General features: G+C 72.9%; 23 protein-coding genes. 13 read left to right on the forward strand and 10 right to left on the reverse strand.

The genetic code is table 11. The annotated features are described in order from the left end of the window. Window positions 1-67: 67 nt before the first annotated feature. Complete coding sequence (locus OG521_31270) at window positions 68-1,114, reverse strand: DUF3533 domain-containing protein (protein WUW25000.1); 1,047 nt, start codon at window positions 1,112-1,114, stop codon at window positions 68-70. A gap of 155 nt (window positions 1,115-1,269) precedes the next feature. Here OG521_31270 and dnaE point away from each other — a divergent pair, with 155 nt between their 5' ends. From dnaE to OG521_31285, 3 genes are all read left to right on the forward strand, one after another. Then, the gene (gene dnaE, locus OG521_31275; GenBank protein WUW25001.1) at window positions 1,270-4,755 is read left to right on the forward strand and encodes a DNA polymerase III subunit alpha; all 3,486 of its coding nucleotides are present in this window, start codon (window positions 1,270-1,272) and stop codon (window positions 4,753-4,755) included. Beyond that, window positions 4,752-5,750 (forward strand): hypothetical protein, encoded by a 999-nt coding sequence (locus tag OG521_31280; protein ID WUW25002.1) that lies wholly within the window; start codon window positions 4,752-4,754, stop codon window positions 5,748-5,750. Before dnaE ends, OG521_31280 begins: the two co-directional genes overlap by 4 nt. A 188-nt stretch (window positions 5,751-5,938) precedes the next feature. Next, on the forward strand, window positions 5,939-6,832 hold the full coding sequence (locus tag OG521_31285) for a lipase family protein (protein WUW25003.1): 894 nt from the start codon (window positions 5,939-5,941) through the stop codon (window positions 6,830-6,832). Between the two features lie 25 nt (window positions 6,833-6,857). On the opposite strand, the gene OG521_31290 is transcribed toward OG521_31285, so the two are convergent. Further along, entirely contained in the window at window positions 6,858-7,883 is a 1,026-nt protein-coding gene (locus OG521_31290; protein ID WUW25004.1) for a lytic polysaccharide monooxygenase, read from the reverse strand. Between the two features lie 229 nt (window positions 7,884-8,112). Between OG521_31290 and OG521_31295 the strand changes: the two genes are divergently transcribed. After that, window positions 8,113-9,591, forward strand: coding sequence for a trifunctional class I SAM-dependent methyltransferase/NUDIX hydrolase/VOC family protein (locus OG521_31295; protein WUW25005.1), 1,479 nt, complete (start codon window positions 8,113-8,115; stop codon window positions 9,589-9,591). A gap of 81 nt (window positions 9,592-9,672) precedes the next feature. Here OG521_31295 and OG521_31300 read toward each other — a convergent pair whose 3' ends face one another. Next, entirely contained in the window at window positions 9,673-10,170 is a 498-nt protein-coding gene (locus OG521_31300; GenBank protein ID WUW25006.1) for a DUF402 domain-containing protein, read from the reverse strand. Further along, on the reverse strand, window positions 10,151-11,071 hold the full coding sequence (locus OG521_31305; GenBank protein ID WUW25007.1) for a GNAT family N-acetyltransferase: 921 nt from the start codon (window positions 11,069-11,071) through the stop codon (window positions 10,151-10,153). The genes OG521_31300 and OG521_31305 overlap by 20 nt, the downstream gene beginning before the upstream one ends. Before the next feature lie 69 nt (window positions 11,072-11,140). Between OG521_31305 and OG521_31310 the strand changes: the two genes are divergently transcribed. Further along, window positions 11,141-11,515 carry a GntR family transcriptional regulator gene (locus tag OG521_31310; GenBank protein WUW25008.1) on the forward strand — a complete coding sequence of 125 codons (375 nt, stop codon included), beginning with the start codon at window positions 11,141-11,143 and terminating at the stop codon, window positions 11,513-11,515. 148 nt (window positions 11,516-11,663) lie between these two features. Here OG521_31310 and OG521_31315 read toward each other — a convergent pair whose 3' ends face one another. Continuing rightward, complete coding sequence (locus OG521_31315) at window positions 11,664-12,770, reverse strand: DUF5925 domain-containing protein (GenBank protein WUW25009.1); 1,107 nt, start codon at window positions 12,768-12,770, stop codon at window positions 11,664-11,666. 187 nt (window positions 12,771-12,957) lie between these two features. Here OG521_31315 and OG521_31320 point away from each other — a divergent pair, with 187 nt between their 5' ends. The 3 genes from OG521_31320 to OG521_31330 all read left to right on the forward strand — a co-directional run bounded on the left by OG521_31320 (window position 12,958) and on the right by OG521_31330 (window position 15,014). Beyond that, window positions 12,958-13,767 (forward strand): SGNH/GDSL hydrolase family protein, encoded by an 810-nt coding sequence (locus tag OG521_31320; GenBank protein WUW25010.1) that lies wholly within the window; start codon window positions 12,958-12,960, stop codon window positions 13,765-13,767. A gap of 196 nt (window positions 13,768-13,963) precedes the next feature. Beyond that, window positions 13,964-14,227, forward strand: a complete 264-nt coding sequence (locus OG521_31325) for a hypothetical protein (protein WUW25011.1) — start codon at window positions 13,964-13,966, stop codon at window positions 14,225-14,227. Window positions 14,228-14,405: 178 nt separating this feature from the next. Beyond that, on the forward strand, window positions 14,406-15,014 hold the full coding sequence (locus OG521_31330) for a TetR/AcrR family transcriptional regulator (GenBank protein WUW25012.1): 609 nt from the start codon (window positions 14,406-14,408) through the stop codon (window positions 15,012-15,014). Window positions 15,015-15,068: 54 nt separating this feature from the next. Here the strand turns inward: OG521_31330 and OG521_31335 are convergent, their stop codons facing one another. Together OG521_31335 and OG521_31340 are read right to left on the reverse strand one after the other, a co-directional pair. Next, a complete protein-coding gene (locus OG521_31335) occupies window positions 15,069-15,821 on the reverse strand; it encodes an ABC transporter permease (GenBank protein WUW26868.1) in 753 nt (250 codons plus the stop codon). An 80-nt stretch (window positions 15,822-15,901) separates the two neighbouring features. Beyond that, complete coding sequence (locus tag OG521_31340) at window positions 15,902-16,864, reverse strand: ATP-binding cassette domain-containing protein (protein ID WUW25013.1); 963 nt, start codon at window positions 16,862-16,864, stop codon at window positions 15,902-15,904. Between the two features lie 63 nt (window positions 16,865-16,927). Between OG521_31340 and OG521_31345 the strand changes: the two genes are divergently transcribed. Further along, entirely contained in the window at window positions 16,928-17,638 is a 711-nt protein-coding gene (locus tag OG521_31345) for a TetR/AcrR family transcriptional regulator (protein WUW25014.1), read from the forward strand. A 29-nt stretch (window positions 17,639-17,667) separates the two neighbouring features. Here the strand turns inward: OG521_31345 and OG521_31350 are convergent, their stop codons facing one another. The 3 genes from OG521_31350 to hmgA all read right to left on the reverse strand — a co-directional run bounded on the left by OG521_31350 (window position 17,668) and on the right by hmgA (window position 21,117). Next, window positions 17,668-18,891 (reverse strand): DNA methyltransferase, encoded by a 1,224-nt coding sequence (locus OG521_31350; GenBank protein ID WUW25015.1) that lies wholly within the window; start codon window positions 18,889-18,891, stop codon window positions 17,668-17,670. Between the two features lie 69 nt (window positions 18,892-18,960). Next, on the reverse strand, window positions 18,961-19,761 hold the full coding sequence (locus tag OG521_31355) for a GntR family transcriptional regulator (protein ID WUW25016.1): 801 nt from the start codon (window positions 19,759-19,761) through the stop codon (window positions 18,961-18,963). A 27-nt stretch (window positions 19,762-19,788) separates the two neighbouring features. Continuing rightward, a complete protein-coding gene (gene hmgA / locus OG521_31360) occupies window positions 19,789-21,117 on the reverse strand; it encodes a homogentisate 1,2-dioxygenase (protein ID WUW25017.1) in 1,329 nt (442 codons plus the stop codon). Between the two features lie 122 nt (window positions 21,118-21,239). On the opposite strand from hmgA, the gene OG521_31365 reads away from it, so the two are divergent. The 4 genes from OG521_31365 to OG521_31380 all read left to right on the forward strand — a co-directional run bounded on the left by OG521_31365 (window position 21,240) and on the right by OG521_31380 (window position 26,218). Continuing rightward, window positions 21,240-23,321, forward strand: a complete 2,082-nt coding sequence (locus OG521_31365; GenBank protein WUW25018.1) for a right-handed parallel beta-helix repeat-containing protein — start codon at window positions 21,240-21,242, stop codon at window positions 23,319-23,321. A gap of 140 nt (window positions 23,322-23,461) precedes the next feature. Then, the gene (locus OG521_31370; protein WUW26869.1) at window positions 23,462-24,232 is read left to right on the forward strand and encodes a cupredoxin domain-containing protein; all 771 of its coding nucleotides are present in this window, start codon (window positions 23,462-23,464) and stop codon (window positions 24,230-24,232) included. Window positions 24,233-24,267: 35 nt separating this feature from the next. Further along, window positions 24,268-25,551 carry a hypothetical protein gene (locus OG521_31375; protein ID WUW25019.1) on the forward strand — a complete coding sequence of 428 codons (1,284 nt, stop codon included), beginning with the start codon at window positions 24,268-24,270 and terminating at the stop codon, window positions 25,549-25,551. A gap of 46 nt (window positions 25,552-25,597) precedes the next feature. Continuing rightward, entirely contained in the window at window positions 25,598-26,218 is a 621-nt protein-coding gene (locus OG521_31380) for a TetR family transcriptional regulator (GenBank protein WUW25020.1), read from the forward strand. Window positions 26,219-26,360 lie beyond the last annotated feature (142 nt).

Consider the following 26,360-nt stretch of genomic DNA (forward strand, 5'->3'; position numbering starts at 1 on the left):
CATGTACCTGCCATGCCTAGTCATTGTGTCAACTCGACGCCGGGGGTTGGGGCGCCGTTCTTCTCCGCTACGCCGCTGTCGAGCCGCCGCCCGCCGCCCCCGCGAGCGGGGCGTCCGCCGGCTCCGGCTTCCTGCGCATCGCCATCAGCAGGGTGATGACCGTGCCCACCACCGCCCACGCGGACAGCACCAGCAGCGGTCCGGTCACCGCGTTGCCCTTGAAGTACGCGATCGAGCGGGCCACCCAGGTGCCGGCGCCCGGTGGCAGTGCGGGGCCGATCGCCCGCCAGAAGTCCGGCAGCATCGGGAGCGGGAAGGCGCCGCCCGCGCTCGGGTTGCCCGCGATCACCACGATCAGGACCGCCAGGCCGATGCCGACGATGCCGGTGAGCGCCTGCAGGGCGAGCGTGATCATGCCGACCGCGAAGACGGTCAGCGCGCCCAGGCCCGACAGCCCCCAGAAGGATCCGGGCAGGGCTCCGAGGATCGGGCCGATGATGACGGCGCCGCCGATCCCGCCCGCGATCGAGTACAGCGCCATGACGCCGGTCCGGATCACCGCGCGCTGACGGTTGGCGGGGCGGGAGCCCGCGCTGATCGCCAGGATCGAGGCGCAGAGGTAGCCGCCCACGCACCAGCCCACGACCAGGTAGAAGGACGAGAGTCCGTCGAAGTCCTGGTCCGACGCCGGGGCCACGTCCACGGAACGCACCGTGCGGCGCTGGGTGAGATCGACCTTCTTGATGATCTCCGTCAGCGAGTTGGCCAGGACGGTGCCGCCGCCGGAGGCGACCAGCACGGTGTCGGTGGTGCCCCGGGGGCTGACGATGAGGGCGCCGTCGATGTCCCGGTCCAGGATCTGCCGGCGGGCGGTGGCCGCGTCGGTGACCGTGCGGGGGTCGAGGGGGCCGCCGGGGAGGTTCTTCAGTTCGGTGACCAGCTGGGCGGACACCTGCTGGGGTGCGACGACACCGAAGGGGACGTCGGTCGGCTTCGGGTTGTGGAGCGCGCCGATGTAGGACGCGATGAACAGCAGCTGCAGCGCCAGTACGCCGATGACGAGCAGCGCGGCTCGCGGAGTGACGGCACTCTTCACCTCGTCGACGAAAGTCATGCCCCCACGGTCCGGGGTGCCCGTCGTCCCCGCAGTCGGGGCCGGGCCGAATGGCTGAGAGGTGGCCCGCCTCTCAGGTATCGCACGAATGTTCGAACGTGGTCTATGGTGGAGAGCGAGGGGGTGGTGAGTACGGATCGGTTCAGGAGGTGCAGGTGCCCGGGTTCACGCATCTGCATACCGTTTCCGGGTTCTCCCTGCGGTACGGGGCCTCGCACCCGGAGCGGCTGGCGGAGCGCGCCGCGGAGCGGGGGATGGACGCTCTCGCGCTGACCGACCGGGACACCCTGGCGGGTACGGTCCGGTTCGCCAAGGCCTGCGAGCGGGAAGGGGTGCGGCCGCTCTTCGGAGTGGATCTCGCCGTGGCCCCCGCCGGGCGTGCGGAGGGCGACGGGCGTACGTACCGGCTGCGGACCCCGGTCCGGGGCGGTGCCTTTGTCGATGAATCCGCCCCCCGGGTCACCTTCCTCGCCCGTGACGGCGCACAGGGCTGGGCCGAGCTCTGCCGGCTCGTCACCGCCGCCCACGCCGCCGTGCCCGAGGGCGGCCGGCCCCTGGTCGGCCGGTCCGCACTGCCCGCCGAAGGGCTCACCGTGCTGCTCGGCCCCGACTCCGAGGTGGGCAGGGCGCTGGCCGCCGGCCGCCCCGACCGGGCCGCCGTCCTGCTCGCCCCCTGGCGGGAGGTGTACGGCGACGACCTGCGGCTCGAAGCCGTCCACCACGGCCGGGACGGCACCGGACCCGGTTCGCTGAGGCTCGCCGCCCGTACCGTCGGCTTCGCCGCCGAACAGGGGATACGGGCCGTGCTGACCAACGCCGTCCGGTACGCGGATGCGGGGCAGGGCCCGGTCGCCGACGTACTCGACTCCGCCCGCAGGCTCGTCCCCGTCGACCCGCGCCGCGCCCCGCTCGACAGCGGCGAGCGCTGGCTCAAGGACGCCTCCGCGATGGCGGAGACCGCCGAGCGGATCACCACCGCCGCCGGGCTCGGCCCCGGTGCCGGGGCGCGGCTGCTCGCCGAGACCCGGCACACCGCCGACGCCTGCGCCGTCGACCCCGAGGACGACCTCGGCCTCGGCTCCGTCCACTTCCCCGAACCGCACCTCGTCGGCGCCGGCCGCCGCACCGCCCAGCGGGTGCTGGCCTCCCGCGCCGCCGCCGGCATGGTGCTGCGCGGCTACGACCGCAGGCCCGGCTACTGGGACCGGATGCACCACGAGCTGGACATCATCGCCCACCACGGCTTCGCCTCGTACTTCCTGACGGTCGCCCAGGTGGTCGACGATGTGCGGGAGATGAAGGTCCGGGTGGCCGCCCGGGGTTCCGGGGCCGGCTCCCTGGTCAACCACCTCCTCGGCATCGCCCACGCCGACCCGGTCGAGCACGGGCTGCTGATGGAGCGCTTCCTGTCCAAGCGCCGCTTCGTGCTGCCCGACATCGACATCGACGTCGAGTCCGCCCGCCGCCTCGACGTCTACCGCGCGATCATCGGCCGCTTCGGCGCCGAACGGGTCGCCACCGTCGCCATGCCCGAGACCTACCGGGTGCGCCACGCCATCCGCGACGTCGGCGCCGCCCTCTCCATGAACCCCGCCGAGACCGACCGGCTCGCCAAGGCCTTCCCGCACATCCGGGCCCGTGACGCGCTCGCGGCCATGGAGGAACTGCCCGAGCTGCGCGAGGTGGCGAGGACGAAGGAGAAGTACGGACGGCTGTGGGAGTTGGTCGAGGCGCTCGACGCACTGCCGCGCGGCATCGCCATGCACCCGTGCGGGGTCCTCCTCTCCGACGCCTCGCTGCTGCGCCGCACCCCCGTCATGCCCACCAGCGGCGAGGGCTTCCCGATGGCGCAGTTCGACAAGGAGGACGTGGAGGACCTCGGGCTGCTCAAGCTCGACGTGCTCGGGGTGCGGATGCAGTCGGCGATGGCGCACGCGGTCGCGGAGGTGCGGCGGGCATCGGGCGAGGAGGTGGACCTGGACGGTGTGCCGCCGGGTGACCCGGAGACGTACCGGCTGATCAGGACCGCCGAGACGCTGGGCTGTTTCCAGATCGAGTCGCCCGGCCAGCGCGATCTGGTCGGCAGGCTCCAGCCGGCGGACTTCCACGACCTGGTGGTCGACATCTCGCTGTTCCGGCCCGGTCCGGTCGCCGCCGACATGGTGCGCCCGTTCATCGAGGCCCGGCACGGCCGGGCGCCGGTCCGCTATCCGCACCCCGATCTGGAGGGGCCGCTGCGCGACACGTACGGCGTGGTGGTCTTCCACGAGCAGATCATCGAGATGGTCGACATCATGACCGGCTGCGGCCGGGACGAGGCCGACCGGGTCCGGCGCGGGCTCTCCGACCCCGAGTCGCAGGGCCGGATCAGGGTCTGGTTCGCGCAGCACGCGGCGGCGCGCGGGTACGGCGCCGAGGTGATCGCCCGCGCCTGGGAGATCATCGAGGCGTTCGGCAGCTACGGCTTCTGCAAGGCGCACGCGGTCGCCTTCGCCGTGCCCACGTACCAGTCGGCCTGGCTGAAGGCGCACCACCCGGCGGCCTTCTACGCCGGACTGCTCACCCATGACCCCGGGATGTACCCGAAGCGGCTGCTGCTCGCGGACGCGCGGCGGCGCGGGGTGCCGGTGCTGCCGCTGGACGTGAACCGGTCGGCGGCCGTCCATCGAATCGAACTGGTGTCCGGCGAGGGAGGGGGAGGGGAGTCCTGGGGGCTGCGGCTGGCGCTCTCCGACGTCCATGGGATCAGCGCGGCCGAGGTCGCCCGGATCGAGGACGGGCAGCCCTACACCTCGCTGCTGGACTTCTGGCAGCGGGCCCGCCCGGGCAAACCCGCCGCCGAACGGCTGGCCCAGGTCGGCGCGCTGGACGCGTTCGGCGCCAACCGCCGCGATCTGCTGCTGCACCTGTCCGAACTCCACCGCGCCCAGCGCGGCGCGGGCTCCGGCGGCTCCGGCGCGCAGCTGCCGCTCGGCGGCGGCCACCGCACCGGCTCCATCGGCCTGCCCGACCTCAACGAGGCGGAACGGCTCAGCGCCGAACTGGGCGTGCTGAGCATGGACGTCTCACGCCATCTGATGAGCGATCACCACGCCTTCCTGAAGGAGCTCGGCGCGGTCTCGGCCAAGCGGCTGCGCGAGGCACGGCACGGGGACACCGTGCTGGTCGCGGGCGCCAAGGCGGCCACCCAGACCCCGCCGATCCGCTCCGGGCGCCGGGTCGTCTTCACCACCCTGGACGACGGCACGGGCCTGGTCGACCTGGCCTTCTTCGACGACAGCCACGCCGCCTGCGCGTACACCGTCTTCCACTCCTGGCTGCTGCTGGTGCGCGGAGTGGTGCAGCGGCGCGGGCCGCGGAGCCTGAGCGTGGTCGGCGCGGCGGCCTGGAACCTGGCCGAGCTGGCCGAACTGCGGCGCACCGGAGGGCTCGACGCGGTCGCGGCCCGGCTGGCGGAGGTGCCCGCTCCGGAGAAGGAGGAGGGCGCCGCGTCCGACGAGGCCCCGGCCGCCGACGACGGCCGCCGGATCCGGATGCCCACCGGCTACGAGATGAACCCCTGGTCCGACCTGCAGCCGCCCGGCGAAGGGGCGCCCACCGGAAGGAAGCTGTGGCACCAGAGCCCGGGGAGCGCGGGATGAGCGAGCAGCCGGGTGTTCTCTGTCTGCGGTTCCGGCGGATCGGCGGCGGCCCCCCGGACGGTGCGGGCTACGCGGGGCTGCTCGCCCTGCTCGGTTCGTTCACCCCGCTCGTCGAGGCGGCGCCGCCCGACGGGGCGCTCGCCGATGTGCGGGGCGCGCTGCGCTACTTCGGCCGGGACGTGAAGGGGCTGGCCTCGGTGATCCGGGTCCGCGCACTGGCGCTGCACGGGGTGGACTGCGCGATCGGGGCCGCGGAGAACCCGATGCTGGCCCGGATGGCGCTGCGGCAGGCCGCGCCCGGGACGACCTTCGTGGTGCCGGCCGGCGGGGCCGCCGCCTTCCTCGCGGACCGGCCGGCCGCCGCGCTGGACGGCGTCGGGGCGGCGACGGCCCGCACCCTGTGCGGATACGGGCTCGACTCCGTCGGCCGGATCGCGGCCGCCCCGCTCGGCACCCTGCAACGGATCACCGGGGTGCGGACCGGGCGCGAGCTGTGGGAGCGGGCGCACGGCATCGACCGCACGACGGTCGTGCCGAACGCCGCGGCCCGCTCGCTCGCCGCCGACCGGACCTTCCCGCGCGACGAACTGGACCGGGAGCGGCAGCGGCGCGCTCTCATGTCGCTCACCGAGGAACTGGGGGCGAGGATGCGCGGCGAGGGACAGGTGTGCCGCTCGCTCGCGGTCTCCGTGCGCTACGCCGACCGGACCGGTTACTCGACGCTGACCCGCAGCCGTACGCTCCCCGAGCCCACCGCGCACTCCGCGGAACTCACCGCGCTCGCCTACCGGATCCATGACTCGTTCGCCCTGCAGCGGGCCCGGGTGCGGGGGATCGCCCTGCGCGCCGAGGGGCTCGGCGACGCCGGCCGGGCCGCGCACCAGCTGACCTTCGATCCGGTGGACGAACGGGCGCGGCGGATCGAGGAGGTCGCGGACCGGCTGCGGGAGAGATTCGGACCGCAGGCCGTGATGCCGGGGCGACTCGCGGCCTGACCTGCGCGTAGACGGCCGTTCTGCGGCTACCGTTGATACGGCGTCAGTTTTTACCGACGCGTAACTTCCCAGGTAACCTTACTCATGCGTAAGTTGGCCTGAGTACACAGAACGTCATCAGAACTTGTGGTCCGGGCCGCAGGGTGCACAGACATCGCAACTCCCTTGAGCCGCAAGGAGACCACACGATGCTGCCCTGGACCCGTGCGCCGCGCACCCCACGTGCGCGCAGAGCCCTCACCGCACTGCTCCTCGCCGTCGCCGCAGTCGCCACCCCCACGGCTACTGCCGCTGCAGCCGCCCCCACCGCCGCCACGGCCACCTCCCGTGGCTGGAACGACTACTCCTGCAAGCCCTCCGCCGCCCACCCCCGGCCCGTCGTCCTGGTCCACGGGACCTTCGGGAACTCGGTCGACAACTGGCTCGTCCTCGCCCCCTACCTGGTCAACCGGGGCTACTGCGTCTACTCGCTCGACTACGGGCAGCTCCCCGGAGTGCCGGTCTTCAACGGCCTCGGCCCGATCGACAAGTCGGCCGGACAGCTCTCCGCCTTCGTCGACAAGGTGCTCGCCTCCACCGGGGCGCCCAAGGCCGACCTGGTCGGCCACTCCCAGGGCGGCATGATGCCGAACTACTACCTGAAGTTCCTCGGCGGAGCGGCCAAGGTGAACGCCCTGGTCGGGATCGCGCCCGACAACCACGGCACCACGCTCCTCGGCCTGACCAAGCTGCTGCCGTACTTCCCCGGCGTCGGGGACCTGCTCAACGCCGGCACCCCCGGACTCGCCGACCAGGTCGCCGGATCGCCCTTCGTGACCAAGCTCAACTCGGTCCCCGACACCGTGCCCGGCGTGCACTACACCGTCATCGCGACCAGGTACGACGAGGTCGTGACCCCGTACCGGACCCAGTTCCTGGACGGGCCCGACGTGCGCAACGTCCTGCTCCAGGACCTGTGCCCGGTCGACCTTTCCGAGCACGTGGCGATCGGCACCATCGACCGGATCGCCTACCACGAGGTGGCGAACGCCCTGGACCCGGCGCGCGCCACCCCGACCACCTGCGCCTCGGCCATCGGCTAGGGGCTGCCCCTGGCCGGACCGTCCGTCAGAGTCCGCGCCGGGCCGCTGCGGCGGCCCGGCGGCGGACCGAGAGCAGCAGCGCGACCGCACCCAGAGCGATCGTGGCCGCGCCGCCCATGGCCAGATGACGCGTGGCGGCGCTGCCGCCCGTCTCGGCGAGCCGGTCCGGGCCCGCGACGGGGACGTCGTCCGAAGCGCTGTCCGGTTCCGGGGCGTTGGCCGGGGCCGTCGCACCCGTGGCCTCGGTGACGGCCGCGCCCGTACCGGCGTCGTCGTCACCATGGCCGCCGTGCTCGACCGAGGACTTCCCCTCGCCCTCGGTGATCTCCTGCTCGGAGGGCGCCGACGCGGCCGGTGCGGGGACGGCGGCGACCGATCCGCTGCCGCTCGCGGCGCCGCCGCCCGAACCGCCGAAGACCACGTCGGAGCAGGCGTAGAACGCCTCCGGGGAGTCCGAGCGCTGCCAGACCGTGTAGATCAGCTGACGCCCCGAACGCTCGGGAACGGTGCCGTCGAAGACGTACGAACCGTCCACCAGCCGCGGGTCGGTGGCCTCGGCGAACGGCTTCGCCTCCAGGTCCGACCACTTCAGCGGCTTCGCCGGGTCGTAGGAGGCCGTGGTGAGGTAGAGCGCGAAGGAACCCCTGTGCGGCGCGGTGGCCCGGAAGCGGAAGGTGTGCGGCCCCGCCTTCAGATCGGTGGCCGGCCAGTCCGCGCGCGGCAGATCCAGCCCCTTGAACTTGTCGTTGCCCGCACTGCACAGCTTGCCGTCCGGGATCAGCTGCCGGTGGTTCCCCGCCGCGTCGGCGATGTTCACACCGTTCCAGTCGTACAGCGCCTGAGTGCCGCCCGCCGCGACCGCGGCCACGCACGCGGCGGACTCCGGGTGCTCGGGACCCTCGGCGAAACAGGCCGAGACCCGGCTGACCGGGTCCGTCAGCGAGCCGTGCGCCGAGGCCGGAGCCGCGGCCAGAGCGGTGAGGACGAGCGGCGTCGCACCGAGGGCGACGACGGCGGCGGCCCTGCGGCGGGCGGGGGTGATGGCGGGCATGGCGGGGTACTCCTTCAGCGGTCCAGGTCTGTGTGCGGGGCGTCCCGGGAACAGCAAGCTAGCCTCCGGCCGGCCCCGGAAAGCCCGCGTGAAGGGCCTGGTGGCGATCGTTATGACGGGCTTAAGGGGCCGCTCACGGACGCTTAAGACCGGCGGCCCGCGGCCCAGGACCGAGCGCGCTTCCGGGGAGAGGGCCGCCGCTGTCAGTGACAGCTGGCACGATCGGTCCATGACGACGATCGACTGGGATTCAGCCGCCGGTTCCTTCGACGAGGAGCCGGACCACGGTCTGCTCGATCCCGTGGTCCGGCACGCCTGGGCCCAGCGGCTGGAGAGCTGGCTGCCCTCCGGGCGTTCCGAGGTGCTCGACCTGGGGTGCGGCACCGGCAGCCTGTCGCTGCTCGTCGCCGGACAGGGCCACCGGGTCACCGCGGTGGACCGCTCGCCGCGCATGGTGGAGCAGGCGCGCGCCAAACTGGCCGGTACGGGCACCGAGGTGCTGACCGGGGACGCCTCCGCGCCACCCGTCGGCAAGCAGCGGTTCGACGTGATCCTCGCCCGGCACGTGGTGTGGCTGCTCCCCGACCCGGCGGCCGCCCTGCGCCACTGGTTCGGCCTGCTGCGGCCCGGCGGCAGACTGGTCCTGGTCGAGGGCGTGTGGAACGGGGTCGGTCTATCCGCCGCCGAACTCACCGCGCTGCTCGCCCCGTTCACCGAGCGCGTCCACCACGAGCGGCTCTCCGGCGACCGGGACCTGTGGGGCAAGGACGTCGACGACGAGCGCTACGCCCTGGTGGCCCGGGCCGAACCCCCGCGCCGGCACACCGAGGTCGTCGACGTGCACCTGATCCTGCGCCGCGGCTCCGACGTCCTGCTCGCCCGCCGGGCCGGCACGGGATACGCGGACGGGCTGCTGCACGCCCCGTCCGGGCACGTGGAGGACGGCGAGGACGTCCGCGAGGCGATGATCCGCGAGACGGCCGAGGAGATCGGCGTCGCGCTCGAATCGGATGAACTGCGGGTGGCGCTGGTCATGCAGCACCGGGGGCCGGGCGGCAGCCCCCGCACCGGCTGGTTCTTCGAGGCGGCGTACGACCCGGACCGGCCGCCGTACAACCGCGAACCGGACAAATGCTCCGAGCTGGCGTGGTATCCGCTGGACGCCCTGCCGGACGACATGGTCGCCTACTGCCGCGCCGGTCTCGACGGCTACCGGGCGGGGGACCCGTTCCTGATCCACTGGCACGAGGACGGCGACACGGTCGCGTTCGCGCCCCGGGGTGTCCGCCGGGCCGTGTCCCTGCCGGCCGGCGGGGCCCGCACCGGGCGGCTGCACCACATCGAGCTGTGGGTGCCCGATCTGACGGCGGCCGCGGCCGGCTGGGGCTGGCTCCTCGGCGAGCTCGGCCATCTCCCGTACCAGCAGTGGGCGCACGGGCGCAGCTGGCGGCGGGGGGACAGCTATGTGGTGGTCGAGCAGTCGCCCGATCTGGCACCGGGGGCGCACGAGCGACGCCGCCCCGGCCTCAACCACCTGGCGTTCCACGTCGAGGACCGGGCCACGCTCGACGCCCTGGTGGCCCGGGCCCCCGACCACGGCTGGCGGCTGCTGTTCGCGGACCGCCATCCGCATGCGGGCGGCGACGGGCACGTCGCCGCCTATCTGGAGGACGCGGCGGGGTACGAGGTGGAACTGGTGGCGGGCTGAGGGGCTCGGGGCCCGTCCGGCGGACCTTGGCCGGGGTCGCGGCCGGCCCTGATCAAGCCGGACGGGCCCCGGCCGGGCTTCTCAGCCCAGCAGTCCGGCGAACCCCTCCTCCGTGCGGGCCAGCCGCTCCAGCTCGTCGAGTGCCGCGACCGCGGCCTTCGCCGCCTCCGGGTCGCGCCCGGCCAGGCCGCTCTCCTCGAACTCGTCCTCGTCCAGCCGCAGTACGCCGGAGCGGTCCGCCGGCACCCACAGATCGAGATCCAGGTCCTCGACGAGCAGCTCACCGTCCCGCAGCACGGCCGGACGGGTCACATCGCAGTACCAGCCCTTGAGCTCACCCGCACCCGTGCGGACCTCCTTCACCGCGAACCACGCGTCACGCCAGTAGTACTCGGTGAAGACGTCACCCGGCTCGAACCGTACGAAGCCGAAGTCACGGACCCCGGGCGCGGCCCAGGGTGCCAGGACCGTGACCCGGTTGCCGTCGTCGGCGACCAGGGCGGCGGGGTAGCTGATCTTGGTCTTTCCGGCCTTGACCAGGACGACCGTCAGTCCGGACTCAGCCGAGCCTGCGGACATGGCGCACCTCCGTGGCACAGAGTTCGTAGCCGAACCAGCGGTTGACCGCCAGCATCGGACCGTTGTCGGCGTCGTTGCCGGTGAACGCGTCGGTGTACCCGGCGGCGCGCGCCCGGTGCAGCGAGTCGTTCTTCGCGAGCTTCGCGAGGCCGCGGCCGCGGTAGGCACGGCGGGTGCCGGTCATCCCCGACCAGTAGCGGCTCGCACCGTCGGTCTGCGCCGCGCTGAACGCGGCCACCTGACCGTCGGCCACGACGACCGAGGTGAGGTGGTGGTCGAGGCAGGGATTGCGCCAGGTCTCGCCCAGCCACTCCTCGTAGTCCGAGAGCTGGGCCGGCGTGTCGCTGGGCTCGTCCGCGGTGGTCTCGGCGTCCGCCTCGAAGAGCGGGCGCGGGTCGTCGGCGAAGTCGGCGGCGGTACGCAGTTCGACACCGGCCGGGAGCTCCTGGCGGGGCGGCAGTGTGCCGCCCGCCAGGTCGAGACGGAAGAAGTGCGCGGGCCGGCTCGGCGCGTAGCCGTGCTTCGCGGCGAACGCCCGGTCGCCGGGGGTGTCCAGCACCCAGGTGTAGACGGCGGTCGCGCCGGCCAGGTCCAGGTACTCCTCGGCGGTGCGCAGCAGCAGCGAGCCCGCGCCCCGTCCGGTCCGCTCCGGGTGGGTGTACGGATTGCAGAACGCCTGCCCCGGCTCGGGGCTCTCGTGCGCCAGACCCACCTGGGCCGTCCCGATGATCTCGCCGTCCTCCTCCGCGACCAGCATCCGGTAGCGCTTGTCGGGATGGGCGGCTTCCAGCTCGAAGACCACGCTCTCCGGCGTCATGACCATGAACGGGAGGGCGGCGCGCCGCACCCGGACCCAGTCCTCGGCGTCGGCGGGCCGGAAATCGCGCACGATGACAGTCATGGGCCGGACCGTACCCGCAGGTCCGGCCGGTCCGCCCCCGAATTTCCGGCGGTGGGGCAGAATCGGCCCGTGACCCTGAAGATCGCAGTGGACCCGGATTCCGGCACCGCCCCGTACGAGCAGCTGCGCACGCAGATCTCCGAACTGGCCCGATCGGGCGCGCTGCCGGTCGGTTACAGACTCCCGACCGTACGCGGCTTCGCCGAGGAGCTGGGCCTCGCCGCCAACACCGTCGCCAAGGCCTACCGGGCGCTGGAGGCGGACGGCGTGATCGAGACACGGGGGCGCAACGGGACGTTCGTCGCCGCAGCGGGCGACGCGGCCGAACGCAACGCGGCGTCCGCGGCCCGCGAGTACGCGGAACAGGCCCGGCGGCTGGGCATGTCCCGGGCGCGGGCACTGGAGCTGGCGCAGGACGCGGTGCGGGCGGTCTACGCGGGCTGAGGCGGGGCGGATCCCGCCGGGCCCGCCCACGGAGTCCCGGAGGCAGAGACCCGCCGGGCGCGGACGCGGGTCTCAGAGGTACAGGCCCCGCCGGAACCCGCGCGCGGCGTCCCGGAGGTAGAAGACCCACCGGGCCCGCCCCCGGACCTCAGAGGTACAGGCCCGCGTCCGCGCCCGAGTCCTGCTTGGGGACCGAGGCGGGGCCCGTGCCGCGGCGCAGTGCGTACAGCTCGGCCAGGGTCGTTCCCTCGCGCGCCACGTCCCGGCCGAGGCCCTCCTCGGTGCCGAGCCAGGCCACGGACTCCTCGCGGGTCAGCGGTCCCACCTCGATCCGGGCGAGGCAGCGGCCGGGCCGGACGACCGCCGGGTGCAGCCGCTCCAGATCCTCGTTGGTGGTCACCCCGACCAGGACGTTGCGGCCCTGGCCCAGCAGCCCGTCCGTGAGGTTCAGGAGCCGGGACAGCGCCTGGCCCGCCGTGTGCTTGGCCTCGCCGCGGATCAGCTCGTCGCAGTCCTCCAGGAGCAGCAGCCGCCAGCGGCCCTTCGCGCTGCCGTCGTCCTCGCCGATCGCGATGTCCATCAGATAGCCGACGTCGTTGAAGAGCCGCTCGGGGTCCAGCACGCAGTCGACCTGGCACCAGTCCCGCCAGGACCGTGCCAGGGTGCGCAGGGCGGAGGTCTTGCCGGTGCCGGGCGGTCCGTGCAGCAGGAGCAGCCGGCCCGCGATGTCGTCCGGGGTGACCTTCATCAGCCGGCCCATCGCCTCGGCCACCGGAGCGGTGTAGTTGGACCGGACCTCGTCCCAGGTGCCGGCCGCGATCTGCCGGGTCGTGCGGTGCGGGCCGCGGCGCGGTGAGACGTACCAGAAGCCCATCGTCACGTTCTCGGGCTGCGGTTCCGGTTCGTCCTGGGCGCCGTCCGTGGCCGCTTCGAGGATCTTCAGGGCCAGTTCGGGAGTGGTCGCGGTGACCGTGACGTCGGCGCCGCGGTTCCACCGCGAGATGAGCAGGGTCCAGCCCTCGCCCTCGGCGAGCGTGGCGCTGCGGTCGTCGTCGCGGGCGGCGCGCAGGATCTTCGCGGCCGGGGGCAGCAGGGTGGCCCCGGTGCGGACCCGGTCGAGGGAGGAGCTGTGCGAGTACGGCTGCTCGCCCGTCGCGAAGCGGCCGAGGAACAGCGCGTCGACGACATCGGACGGGGAGTCGCTGTCGTCGACGGTGAGCCGGATCGGCAGAGCGGACTCGGGGTTGGCGGACATGCCGCCCATGATCCGGCACGGGGGCACCCCGCGCACCCAGGTTTCACCGAGCCGATATGACGTGCGCTCAGCGGCCCGCCGGGAAACGCTCATCCGATCGACTTGGCATGGACACTTCCGGAATGGCCTTCGCTGCTGCTACCACGGACATGGCAGAGATCCTGCCGGTCGATCCCAGGGAGGTTCCATGAAAATGTCCAGACTCGTGGCGTTCTCGTCCTCGCTCCTGCTCGGCGCAGTCATCGCCCTGACCGGGGCGGCCACCGCGAACGCCGCATCGTCCGTCCAAGCCGTCGACTACGTCGCGCTGGGCGACTCCTACTCCTCGGGGGTCGGCTCCGGCAGTTACATCGGCTCCAGCGGGGACTGCAAGCGCAGCACCCTCGCCTACCCCTCGCTCTGGGCGGCCGCCAACACGCCCGCCTCGTTCGCCTTCACCGCCTGCTCGGGCGCCCGTACCGGTGATGTGACGGCGAGTCAGCTCGGACCGCTCACCTCCTCGACCGACCTCGTCTCGATCTCCATCGGCGGCAACGACGCGGGATTCGCCGATGTCATGACGACCTGTGTCCTCCAGTCGGAGGCCACCTGCCTCGGCCGGATCGCCACCGCCCGCGGTTACGTGGACTCCACGCTGCCCGGCAAGCTCGACTCGGTGTACGACGCGATCAGGGCCAAGGCCCCGTCCGCCCATGTCGTCGTCCTCGGCTACCCGCGCTTCTACAAGATCGGCGGCAGCTGCGTCGTCGGTCTGAGCGACAAGGTGCGCACCGCCATCAACGGCGCATCCGACTACCTCAACGCCGCCACCGCCAAGCGCGCCGCCGACCACGGCTTCACCTTCGGTGATGTCGCCGGAAAGTTCACCGGGCACGAGATCTGCTCCGGAAGCGCCTGGCTGCACAGTCTCAACTGGCTGAACATCGGCGAGTCGTACCACCCCTTCGCTTCCGGCCAGTCCGGTGGCTATCTGCCCGTTCTCAACGCCCTCGACTGACCGGCGCGCATACCCCTTGAGCTGCCCGGAGGTTGACGAACTGTCCAACTCGCCCTGGAATCGGGCGGATTCGCAGACAGTTCGTCAACCTCCGTATGTGTGTGCTCAATCCTGCGCCCGGGATACACGCGTGTCGCCGCGGGGCGATAGGGTTAACCTGCCCGGGCCGGGTGCCCTCGTACGGGTGGGGAGTGACATGGAACAGATAACGGTGCGCAGCAGGGCGCGAGTGCCTGCCATTACATGCGGGAGCAGTGCGACGAGTTCGCGCCTCGACCGTCATCTCGCAGTGCTGGGCGGCCCCGCCGTCCCGCAGCGCGAGTCCGCTGAGGCGACGCTGCTGATGCGGGAGCTCACCTCGCGCGATGCCGCGCACACCCGCCGGAGCAAGAGCGCGCGGGTCTCGCTCTTCGCGCCGCTGCGGCGACTGCGACGCTCGCTCTTCGGCAGCCGCCGCTGAACCGACGACCCCGGTCCCGGCATCGCGCTGCTGCCCGCTCTTCCGTCATCCCCGGAGCCGGCAGTGGCGCGTCGCCATGTCCGCGTGCGGTGTGTGCCGGGGTCGTGTCCGCTTGCGTTTTTTCTGGTGGAGTGGGTGCCGAGGTAATTCGGTGCCGAAGTACTTCTACACTGTCCGCATGCCCGAGAAGCGAGCCGCGCGCCTGAGCCCCGACGAACGAAGGGCGCAATTGGTCGATATTGGCGTGGACATGCTCGCCGATCGCTCGCTGGACGAGCTCTCCACCGACGAGGTGGCGCGCCGCGCCGGGATATCCCGGGGGCTGCTCTTCCACTACTTCGACTCCAAGCGCGACTTCTACCGCTCCGTGGTGCAGCAGGAGTGCGACGACTTCGCCGCGGCCACGGAACCGGACCCCTCGCTGGAGCCCGTTCCCTGGCTGCGGTCGTTCATCGCCGGTTTCGCGGCGTACGTGACGGAGCACCGCAGGGTCTATCTCGTCCTGGTCCGCGGTGCCGGCGGCAGTCATCCCGCCGTGGAGGACGTCGTCGAGTCCACGCGCAACACGCTGGCCCGGCGGGTGGAGGAGGGGCAGCGGCGGCTCGGGATGCCGGATTCGCCGCGGCTGCTCGTCGCCGCCCGGGCCTGGATGGCCTTCGCCGAGGAGGCGGTCACCAGCTGGCCGCTGGAGGAGCCCGACGCCCTGGTCGAGCTCGGTGCGTTCCTGGAGTCGAGCTTCATCTCCCTGCTGGGCGCCCTGGACCGGCCGGTCGCACTGACCGGCTGAGGCGTCCGTAGGCCCCTGCCCGCACCGCCCGGCCGGATGCCGGTGCCGGCCGCGCTATGCGTCGCCGCGTGAGTAGCGGCGTACGGACAGGGGTACGGCGACCGCGAGCAGCGCCGCCGACCAGAGCAGCGTCCCGGCCACCGGATGGGCGACCGGCCAGGCGGCGTCGGCGGCCGGCGCGGCGTTGCCGAACAGGTCGCGGGCGGCCGCGGCGACGGCGCTGATCGGATTCCACTCCGCGAGTGTGCGCAGCCAGCCCGGCAGGTTGTCGGTCGGGATGTACGCGCTGGAGAGCAGCGGCAGGATGAACGTGGCCGCGCCCAGCTGCCCGGCGGCCTCCTCGTTCCGGATCAGGAGCCCCAGCCAGCAGCCGACCCACGACGTCGCGAACCGGAACAGCAGCAGCAGTCCGAACGCGCCCACCGCGGCGTCCGCGCCGCCCTCGATCCGCCAGCCCACGGCGAGTCCGACCAGGATCAGCGGGACCAGTCCGACGGCCGTGGTCAGCGCATCGGCCGCGGTCTGCCCGAACGGCACGGCGGACCGGCTCATCGGCAGTGTCCGCAGCCGGTCCATCACGCCCCGCTGACAGTCCTGCGCGGACTGGAACATCCCGGTCATGATGCCGTTCGCCGCCGTCGCCGCCAGCAGTCCCGGCACCAGGAAGGCGCGGTACTCCTGGCCGGGGACGGCCAGGGCGCTGCCGAAGACGTACCCGAAGAACAGCAGCATCGTGATCGGCATGGTCTGGGTCAGGATCAGGACGCCCGGAGCCGCCTTGATCCGCTGCAGGTGGCGGCCGAGCATGGCCAGGCCGTCCGCGACCGGAGTGCTCGTGCCCGGCGCGGGGTGCGCGGTCCGCGGTTCTGTGACGAGTGCGTCGGTGCTCATGCTGCCGTCTCCTCGATCGGGGTGGTGCGGCCGGTCAGGCGGAGGAAGACCTCGTCGAGCGTGGGCGGGCGCAGGCTCGCGTCGATCACCGCCGCGCCCGCCGCGTCCAGTTCGCGGACGATCCGGGGGAGGGTGAGCGAGGGGTCCGTGGCGACCGCGCCCACCGTGCGGCGCTCGTGGTCGAGCACCGGCTCGGTGCCCGTCAGCCGGTCCAGTACGGCGGCTGCCGGTACGAGCGCCGAGGCGTGCGCGACGACGACCTCGGCGTAACTGCCGATCCTGGCCTTCAGCTCGGCGGGACTGCCGGTGTGGGCGGCCCGGCCGCTGTCGACGAGCACGATGTCGTCGGCCAGCCGGTCGGCCTCGTCCAGATACTGCGTGGTGAGCAGGACGGTGGTGCCGCGGCCCGCCAGCTCCCGTACCGCCGCCCAGATCTGGTTGCGGCTGTGCGGGTCGAGGCCGGTGGTCGGCTCGTCCAGGAAGAGCACCTGCGGGCGGGCCAGCAGGCTGGCGGCGAGATCCAGGCGGCGGCGCATCCCGCCCGAGTAGGTGCGGGCCGGCCGGTCGGCCGCGCCGGTCAGCTCGAAGCGTTCGAGGAGCTCGTCGGCCCGGCCGCGCGCCGCGTCGCCCCGGTACTTGAGCAGCTTGGCGAACAGCCGCAGGTTCTGCCGGCCGGAGAGCTCGCCGTCGACGGAGGTGCTCTGCCCCGTGACACCGATCGCGGCCCGCACGGCGGCGGCCTCGCGCACCAGGTCGTGGCCGGCGATCCGGGCGCTGCCGGCGTCGGGAGCGGTCAACGTGGTGAGGACGCGGACGGCGGTGGTCTTGCCGGCGCCGTTGGGCCCCAGGACTCCGCAGACGGTGCCTTCGGCGACGGCCAGGTCGAGACCGCGCAGCGCGTGGACGTCGCCGTAGCGCTTCTCCAGACCTTCACTAAGTACAGCGTACGTAGTTGTCATGTCGCAACGATAGCGCACTACGTACGGTGTACGTAACTACCATGGTGGTCGAGGTGATGATCAATGGTGGGGCGACCCGCTGTACCGGAAGTGATCTGGGCGCGCCCCGAGCGTGCGGGCCGGGGCCCCAAGCCCGCGTTCAGCCGTGCGGACATCGCGGCGGCCGCCGTGCGCATCGCGGACGCGGAGGGGCTCGACGCGGTGTCGATGCGGAAGGTGGCGGCCGAGCTCGGCTGCGGCACCATGTCGCTCTACAACTACGTGCCCCGCAAGGAGGACCTGTACGAGCTGATGCTCGACGCGGTCAGCGCCGGATACGACTACCCGGACCCGTCCGGTGACTGGCGCGCCGATCTTCTCGCCCTCGCCCACCAGGCCCGGGCCATGATGCACCGGCACACCTGGGTCCCCCGGCTGATGTCACCGGTGTACGGCTTCAGCCCGAACGTGCTGCGGTACCTGGAGTACGCGCTGAGCTGTCTGGACGGGGTCGACGTGCGGTTCGGCGAGAAGATGGAGCTCATCGCCATGGTCAACGGCGTGGTCACCACCTACACCGCCAACGAGATCGCGACGGCGGAGCGCAGCCGCTCGCTGCCCTGGTCCCAGGAGCAGGAGCAGGACGTCCGCACCCGGTATCTGATCAGCCAGATCATGACGGGGAAGTACCCGCGGATGGCGGCCGGTTTCGCCGAGGACCCGGGGCCGATCGACCTGGACGCCGTGTTCGACCGCGCGCTCGCCCGGGTGCTGGACGGGTTCGGCCGCCCGTAGGCGTGTTCCGAAAGTCCCGCCCACCTGGGTCACAGCAGGGCGAACTGGCCGTCCGGGCCCTCCTCCTGGTGGTCGAGCACGGAAGCGGGCCGCCGGGCCGGTGCCGCCACCGGCAGCACACCCGCCGCCCGCAGCTCGGGCACGCCGATCTCCGGACCGTCCGCCAGTTCGTCCTGCCGCGGCTGCAGTTCGGCGAGGAGGGCGAGCAGCGCGATCAGCTCCAGCAGCTCGGACGTCCACTCCTGCGGCCAGACGCGGGGGCGCACGGCCTCCAGGCCGCCCGCCCCGGACCCCGCCGCCCGGCGCTCGAACCAGAGCTCCAGCATCCGTACGCCGCCCACCCGGAAGTCCCACGCCCCGGCGGGCACCGGTGAGATGCGGCCCGAGCCGAGGCTCAGCACCTCGTCCTCGGCGTCGTACGACAGCTCCGAAGGGGCGGCCGGCACGGCGGCCCGCACATACGGGCGGCGCCCGCCGGGCAGCCGGGGCCGCTGCCGGCCGCGGGCCCCGCGCAACTGGAGCCGCAGCAGCTCCCGCCCCAGCTCCACCCCCGCCGACCAGCGCGCGGTGTCCGCGGGCAGCGGCACCACACAGCCGGCCGGGGAGCGGCGGGCCGCCGCGAGGATCCAGGCCAGCACGGACTCGGCCGTGACCGCGTCCCCGTGGCGGGCCCGCAGCAGGGCGAGCAGCCCCGGGGCCAGATTGGGTTCGGTGCCACCGGGGCGCCGGTACAGCGGACGGATCCGGCCCGGCCGGCCCGCGGGGGAGTGCCCGTCGGGGAGCAGTGCCGTCACGGAGAGGACGGGGCCCGTGTCCTGCGGCACCCGGCCGTGTTCGAGGACGAAGAGCTGGTGGCCGTCGGCGACCCGCCACAGCTCGGGGCGGGCCACGTCGATCAGCCGGTGGTCGGGGAGCAGCCACTGCTCGTCGAACGGCCCGTGCAGGATGCGGACCGGCTCCGGGCACGGCCCCTGCTCCCGGGCGAACCGGCCGGTCCCCGTGGACGGGCCGAAACCGGGCAGCGCCGCCACCGGGGTCTGCGGGGTACGCGCACGGGTCGGCCCGAACAACTGGTCACGCTCGGGGCCCGCGGCCCGGACCAGCCGCTCCCAGCGGGCCCTGAGCGACGCCGCGTCCGGCGCGGTCACCCAGGGGCGCCCGGTCCTGAGCGGCCGTACCGACCAGGGCATGAGGTCGTCGAGGAGCGGGCCGCACGGGCCCTCGCCGGGGCCGGCCGCTGCCGGAGCTGCCACCGTGTCGTCCTCCCCGTCGCCACGTCCGCCGCCTTCCCCGGCATCGTAACGGCGTGGCCCCGGCCGGTGTCAGTGCGCCTCCAGCGTGACCGAGAAGGAGAAGCGGTCGCCCCGGTAGCGGATCTGCGCCACATCGACGACCCGGCCGCTCTCGTCGTAGGTCACGCCCGTGTAGTACAGGATCGGGCTGAGCAGCGGGACCTGGAGGAGGCCGGCGGTGACGGGGTCGGCGAGCCGGGCCTCGACCGTGTCGGTGATCCGGGCGATGGGGACTCCGACGCGGTCGCGCAGCACCTTGGTCATCGGCCAGCGCTCCAGGTCGGCCGGGTCGAGCCCGGCCGCGACCTGGGGGTGCAGCCAGTTCTGCGCCCAGTTGGTCGGCTCGCCGGACTCCTCGTCGCACCGCAGCCGCCGGTAGCCGGTCACCTCCGGGCAGTCGGGGAAGTACTCCGCGACCTCGCCCGGCACCGGCGACGGGCCGTGGTCGAGCACGGTGGTCCGCTCGCCCGACTGCTGGGCCACGATCGCGTCGACCGAACCCAGCAGCCGGACCGGCGAGACCCGGCGGGCGCGCGGCTCGATGAACGTGCCGCGACGCCGGTGCCGGCTGATCAGCCCCTCGGCCTCCAGTTCCTTGAGCGCCTGGCGCATGGTGAGGACGCTGACGCCGTAGTGCGCGGCCAACTGCTCCTCGGTCGGCAGCCGCAGGGTGGCGTCCGGGGTGCGGCCCAGTATCGAGGCCCGCAGCGACTGCGAGACCTGGTACCACAGCGGCAGCTTGCGGTTGAGGACCAGCGAGTCGGGCGCGAAGGCGGCCCCCTGGGGCACGGGGGGCTTCAGAGGGGGCTGCGGCACCTGGGTCACCTGCATTTCGTCGATGCTGCGGAACGGGGCCCGTTACGGCCGGAAGCTGCGGCTCAGACCCTGCCACACGTCGTCGTAGCCCTGCTGCAGATGGCCGGCCGTCGCGGCCTGCGCGGTCGCGGTGACGGGCCAGCGGGTCTCGAACATGAAGGCCAGACCGTCGTCGATCTTCTGCGGCTTCAGCTCCGCGCTGCTTGCCCGCTCGAAGGTCTCCCGGTCCGGACCGTGCGCCGACATCATGTTGTGCAGGGAACCGCCGCCGGGCACGAAGCCCCCCTTGCCGGCCGTCTTCGCGTCGTACGCGCCCTCGATCAGGCCCATGTACTCGCTCATCACGTTGCGGTGGAAGTACGGCGGCCGGAAGGTGTCCTCGCCCACCAGCCAGCGCGGTGCGAACACCACGAAGTCGACCCCGGCCAGACCGGGGGTGTCCGTGGGCGAGGTCAGCACCGTGAAGATCGACGGGTCCGGGTGGTCGTAGCTGACCGAGCCCATGACATTGAACCGGCGCAGGTCGTAGACGTACGGAGTGTGGTTGCCGTGCCAGGCGACCACATCGAGCGGCGAGTGGTCGTACGTCGCCGACCAGAGGTTGCCGCAGTACTTGTTGACCACCTCGACGGGGCGCTCCACGTCCTCGTAGGCGGCGACCGGGGCGAGGAAGTCCCGGGCGTTCGCCAGGCCGTTGGCGCCGATCGGGCCGAGGTCGGGGAGGACGAACGGCTGGCCGTAGTTCTCGCAGACGTATCCCCGGGCGGTGGCGTCGAGCAGCTCGACCCGGAAGCGGACACCGCGCGGGATCAGGGCGACATGGCCCGGTTCGGCGCGCAGCAGGCCCAGTTCGGTGCGCAGCAGCAGACCGCCGTGCTCGGGGACGATCAGGAGCTCGCCGTCACTGTCGCTGAACACCCGGTCGGTCATGGCGGCGTTGGCGGCGTAGAGGTGGACGGCCATTCCGCTGCGCTGCGCGGCGTCGCCGTTGCCGCCGAGTGTCCACAGGCCGGACAGGAAGTCGGTGCCGGGCGCGGGCTCCGGGAGCGGGTCCCAGCGCAGCCGGTTGGGATCGGCGACGGACTCGGTGAACGGGGCGGTGCGCAGGGTGCCGTTGCCGGTGCGGACGAACGGCGGGTGGGCTGCCGAGGGGCGGATCCGGTATAGCCACGAGCGGCGGTTGTGGGCGCGCGGCTCGGTGAAGGCCGAACCGCTCAGCTGCTCGGCGTAGAGCCCCAGAGGCGCCCGCTGCGGTGAGTTGCGGCCGTGCGGCAGCGCTCCCGCGACCGCCTCCGAGCTGTGTTGATTACCGAATCCGGCGGAATGCTCAAGCCCTTCCGCCGTCTTCCTCGCCTGCTCGATGCCGCTCATGTGTGCTCCCGGTGCCGAAGAAATCCTATGGACAACCGTAGGAATCAGACCGGAAGGAGTCAACGGCATTCGTGCGGCACAGGGGGGTTCCAAAAGTTGAACAATGCTCTACTCTCCGCCACATGTCGTGGACACGAAGACTTCTGGTGGTCCTGGCGGCGCTCGCCGCCGCCCTTCTCGCGGCCCCGGCCGCCCAGGCGCACGAGGAGCGGCCGGTCACCCTGCCCGACGGCACCGGCAGCGTCCCCGTGCACCGCGCCGGCGAGCCCGACCTCCTGGTCTGCAAGAGCGACCGGGCCGACTTCGAGCGCCGGACATCCGGCTTCCCGGCCGCCCTGCGGACCCGGAACCTGACGCTCTTCGACCGATGTCAGGAGTCCGGCTACCGCCATCTCCAGCAGGCCGTCGACGCCGTCACCACGCCCGGGAAGAACATCGCGATCCTGCCGGGCCTGTACGAGGAGGAGCCCTCGCTCCCCTCGCCGAAGGGGGAGTGCGCCCGGCTGAAGGCCCCCAACTCCCAGCTCGGCTACCAGATCCTGAGCTACGAGCAGCAGGCCAAGTGCCCGCACAACCAGAACCTGGTGGCGATCCTCGGCAAGAAGGACCTCCAGATCGAGGGCACCGGCGCCGAGCGCACGGACGTCGTCATCGACGCCAAGTACCAGAAGCTCAACGCGATCCGCGCGGACGGCTCCGACGGCGTCTACTTCAAGAACTTCACCGCCCAGCGCACCACCTTCAACTCGCTGTACGTCCTGGCCCAGGACGGCTTCGTCATCGACGACGTCCTGACCCGCTGGAACGACGAGTACGGCTTCCTGACCTTCGCCAGCGACCACGGCCTGTACAAGAACTGCGAGTCGTACGGCAACGGCGACTCCGGCATCTACCCGGGCAGCGCCTCCGACATCAACGACGCCCACGGCTACGACGTCCCGCGCTACTCCATCGAGATCACCGGCTGCCGCAGCCACCACAACATGGTCGGCTACTCCGGCACCGCGGGCGACTCCGTCTACGTCCACGACAACGAGTTCGACCACAACATGGGCGGCGCCTCGATGGACAGCGCCTTCCCCGGCCACCCCGGACTGCCGCAGAACCACGCCCGCTTCGAGCGCAACCTGATCCACGACAACAACGCCGACTACTACCCGTACGTCGCCGACGGCACCTGCGCCAAGCCGCCCGTCGAGCGCGGCTACGAGGACGGGGTGGTGTGCCCGCAGATCTCCATGCCGCCGGGCACCGGCATCATCACCGCGGGCGGCAACTGGAACCTCTACGAGAACAACTGGGTCTACGGACAGAAGCGCGCCGCCTTCTTCCTGAGCGCCGTCCCCGCGTTCATCCGCGGCGAGGACGCGCTCGGCAAGCAGACCGACACCTCGCACCACAACCGGTACGCGGACAACCACCTGGGCACCGACAAGGAAGGCAGATCACGCCCCAACGGCACCGACGTCTGGTGGGACGGCCAGGGCGAAGGCAACTGCTGGCAGTCGGACACGGGCGCGTCCACGCCGCGCTCGCTGCCCGCGTGCGGGTCCAGGCGCGGCGACGTCACGGGTGGCACCGACCGGCTGGTGGGCGAACCCGTCAAACTCGCCCAGCTGCTGGTCTGCGCCGACTACAACGTGCAGGCGCGCCGGCTGCCGGCCGGCTGCGACTGGTACGGGGCGCGCGGCATCGAGCGCATCGAGGTGCAGGCGGCCCTCGGCATCGCGGCGGTGCTGGTGCTGGTCGGCGGGGTGCTTTGGTGGCGCAGGCTGCGTACGAGCCGGCTCGGCACGGCAGCCACGGTCCTCGGCCTCGTCGGCCTCGGGCTGGACGTGGCCGGATCGACCACGGGGCTCGCCGCCGGCTATGTGCCCGCGCTCGCGCTGCTGCTGACCGGGCTCTGGTGGACGGGCATCGGTCTGGTGCTGCGGCGGGAGCGGCCGGGGCTGGGCTGGACCACGGTGGTGCTGGGGGGTCTCACGCTGCTCGACGCCCTGGACAAGGGCGTGTTCATGATCCCGTGGATCCCGCTGAGCCCGGCCTGGGTACGCGGGCTGCTCGGCCTGGTCTGGGTGGTGTGGGCCGTGGTGGCCGCCGCCCGCCACAGGGAGCGGGCGGAGCGGGCGGAGCCGGACGGTGAGCGGGCGGGGACGGGCGGGGAGCCGGTTCCGGCCCCCGCACGGGAAGGGGAGCCTTCGTGAACCGGAACGTGAGCCGGCACCCCGGCTCCCATCTGAACGGGCAGCCGACCTGTCACCTGAACGGGAACCCGAGCTGCCCCCCGGCCGGCCACCCGCGCCACGCCTCCGCGTCGGTCCGGGCGCGCAGGTCCGTCGCTGCCCTGCTCGTCGCGGCCGCCCTCGTGCTCGGCGCGGGTGCCTGCGGCGGGCGGGCCACCACCCACCACAAACCCGGCACCAGCCACGAGCAGGCCACCGGCAGCAACGGCCGCCGCCTCGCCGCGACCGACGGCTCCGGCCACCGGCTGCGCCAGGTCGACGCCGAGGGCGCGCCGGAGGTGGACGTCGCCGTACGGCCGGACTCGGAGGACGGCTGGAACGTCCACCTGACCGTACGCAACTTCCGGTTCACCCCGGACAGCGTCGGCGGCGCGGCCCTCCTCGGGCGGGGCCACGCCCGGTTTTTCCTCGACGGCCACCCCCTCGCCCGCGTCTACGGCACCTGGTTCCACCTCCCGGAATCGCTCCTGCGCACCGCCGGGGGCGGCACCCGGCTCACCGCCCGCCTCTACGCCGACGACCACACCGCCTGGGCGGTCGGCTCCACCCCGGTCCAGGCCACCGTCACGCTCGGCGCGGCCACTTCGGCACCCGCCACCACCCCCGCGCCCGGCACCACCGTGGAGATCAGCGTCCGCGACGGCAGGGTCAGCCCCGCCCCCGGACGCACCGAGGTCAAGAAGGGGCGGACCGTGCGGCTGAAGGTCCGCAGCGACCGCGACGACACCCTGCACGTCCACGGCTACGACAAGGAGGCGCGGCTGCCCGCCGGGCGCACCGTCACGCTCACCTTCACCGCCGACCGCACCGGGCTCTTCGAGGTCGAGACGCACGAGTCCGACCTGCTCCTGACCCAACTCGTCGTACGGTGACGGCCGCTCCCGGCCTCCCCGTGGGCTCCGGTGCCGTGAGCGTCCTCGCGCACGGCATCGGGGCCCAGCACGACCTGCCCCTCTCGCCCTTCTACGCCTTCGCCGGAGCCTTCGCGGCGCTCTTCGTCTCCTTTCTCGCGCTCGGCCTGCTCTGGTCCGCCTCCCGGTTCCGCGGCGACCGGGCGGGCCGCCCGCTGCCGGCCGCGCTCCAGCGCGCGGCCGACGCCCGCGCCACCCGTACCGCGGCCCGCGCGCTCGGTCTGGCCGCGGGCCTCCTCGTCGTGCTCCACCTCCTTCTCGGCCCGGCCGACCCGGACCGCAATCCGGCTCCCGGGGCCGTCTACGTACTCCTCTGGGTCGGGCTCGTACCGGCTTCCCTGCTGTGCGGGCCCGTCTGGAAGCTGTTCAACCCGCTGCGCACCCTTCATCTCGCCGGCTGCCGCGCGCTCGGGCGCGACCCCGACGCCGGCCGCCCCCTGCCCCCACGCCTCGGGCTGTGGCCCGCCGCGGCGGGACTCCTCGCCTTCACCTGGCTCGAACTCGTCGCCCCCGACCCCGCGTCGCCCACCGCCCTGCTGCTGTTCCTCGCCCTCTACGCCGTCGTCCATCTCGCGGGCGCCGCCCGCCACGGAGCAGGCTGGTTCGACCACGCCGACGCCTTCGAGGTCTACTCCGGCCTGCTCGCCCGGCTCTCCCCGCTCGGCCGCCGCCCCGCCGACCGGCGTCTCGTCCTGCGCTCCCCGTTCAACGGACTCGACGCCACCCCCCAGCTCCCCGGACTCGTCGCCACCGTCTGCGTGATGCTCGGCTCCACCGCGTACGACGGCTTCTCCGACGCGCCGTCCTGGATCAGCACCGTCCAGACCTCATCCCTGGGCCGCACCACCACGGCCACCCTCGGGCTCCTCGGGGCGGTCGCCCTCGTCGCCGGTCTCTTCGCCCTCTGCGCCGGCGCCACCCGGCTGCTCTCCGGCCGGCTGCCGCACCCCCTCACCGCCTTCGCGCACTCCCTCGTCCCGATCGCCCTCGGCTATCTGATCGCCCACTACTTCACACTCTTCGTCACCGAAGGACCGCACACCGTTATGGTCGCACTCGGCACTGACAACCCCGTCCCGCCCGAGCCGCCCCTGGGACCGGGCGGGGTCGCCGCCCTCCAGGTCCTCGCGATCGTCCTCGGCCACGTCCTCGGCGTCGTCGCCGCCCACGACCGCTCCGTGCGGCTCTTCCCGCCCGGCCGCGCGGTCGCCGGCCAGCTTCCGCTGCTCGTCCTGATGATCGCGTACACGATCGGCGGACTCTCCCTGCTCATCGCCTGAGATCTCATGCCCACGCTTACGCCCGGCGGAGGAGGCCCACGGCATCATGGAGCCCGTGCCCCATGCGAACACGAACCTCCGTCGCGCCCCCGTGCAGCAGCGCAGCGCCGAACGCCTCGCCCGGATACTCGACGCCTGCGCCGAACTCCTCGACGAGACCGGCTACGAGCAGCTCTCGACCCGGGCCGTGGCCGTGCGCGCCGGAGTCCCCATCGGCTCCGTCTACCGCTTCTTCTCCAACAAGCGCGCCCTCGCCGACGCCCTCGCCCGCCGCAACCTGGACAGCTACGCCGAACGGATCACCGACCGGCTGAGCGGCATCCCGGCCGCCGACTGGCGCCCCGCCATCGACGCCGTGCTCGACGAGTACCTGGCGATGAAGACCGCGGTCCCGGGCTTCGCCCTCATCGACTTCGGCGCCCCCGCACCCGACGAGGACCCGGCCGACGACGCCAACCAGCGGGTCGCGGGGCGGCTCACGGAACTGCTCTCCGGCCATCTCGGCCGCGAACCCGACGAGGATCTGCTGCGGGTCATCCTGGTCTGCGTGGAGGCGGCCGACGCGCTCCTCCAACTCGCCTTCCGCACCGACCCGTCGGGCGACCGGGCGATCGTCGCGGAGACCCGCGTGCTGCTCCAGGCCTACCTCGCCCGCGTGCTGGACTGAGACGCGCGGCGTCCCGGGACAACCTGACCGTTCCTGGGCCTCCCGCACATGCGTACCGGTCGGTATGCTCGCTCCGGTGCGGCCGTGCCCGAACATGGCCGGCCGTGCTCGCCGACGTACGCGCGCCACCGCAGCCGCCGCC

Origin of the sequence: Streptomyces sp. NBC_01463 (assembly GCA_036227345.1) — a bacterium.
In the GTDB taxonomy this organism is placed as follows: domain Bacteria; phylum Actinomycetota; class Actinomycetes; order Streptomycetales; family Streptomycetaceae; genus Streptomyces.